Raw genomic sequence first — 731 nt, 5'->3', positions numbered from 1 at the left:
CAGCAATTCTCGCTCAAATGATCTTTGCTAAGATAAAACAGCTTTTTCAGCTGTTTTTCCATTTTATGCTCGTCAACCTGTGCTTTCCTTGGTTTTTCCTTTTTCAAACAGGCAAGGATCAAGCTACACAGTTAAGTGCATTCATTTATAAAGCGACTTTTTAGGTTGTTTTTACGGCAGTTACCTCATAATTATCAGGGTGTAATAATAAATCCATTAAATGCTCCCAGTCATCTACGACCAGTATCCTAATGGTTGCTCTAAAGTTTTCCCATAAATGTGATTTTGAACCGAATGATGTTCTACATGCTTGATAAACGCCATCTGTTAATTCAAATATTTGATGGAAATAAAAGGCTAATAGTGTCAATAAGTACATATTGTAACTAAGATTTTTTTGACCGTGTCCGTAATTGTGCTCCAAGTAATAGCCTTGGTTTTTAAGTGTATTAAAACACTCATTTTCAATTTTCCAGCGGCATCGACCTGCTCGACTCATCATCTCAACATTATTTGCTGTTATTTCTATATCGGTAACCCAGCTATTGGTATAAGTGATTTTCCCTTTTGCATTTTTTAATTGGTATTTGAACCAATTAACTTCAATCGCTTTCTCTCCGCCGTGTAAGGGGACTTGATTTTGCCAAGTATAAATATGCGTTCGTCCTTTCTCATCCTCATATTCTGTTGTGGGTAATGATTCATAGGCATCAAGCCATTCAGTTAGATAA

Annotated in this window: 1 pseudogene; it reads right to left on the bottom strand. The window is 35.7% G+C overall.

The window, feature by feature from the left end:
• Window positions 1–160: 160 nt before the first annotated feature.
• Window positions 161–731 (bottom strand): annotated as a pseudogene (locus tag KSO91_RS17475) (hypothetical protein); the annotation flags it as partial.

It is taken from the genome of Psychromonas antarctica (assembly GCF_022267535.1).
In the GTDB taxonomy this organism is placed as follows: Bacteria; Pseudomonadota; Gammaproteobacteria; order Enterobacterales; family Psychromonadaceae; genus Psychromonas; species Psychromonas antarctica.
Note: the sequence above shows the minus strand (reverse complement) of the source record. Positions and strands in the feature narration are given on the sequence as shown.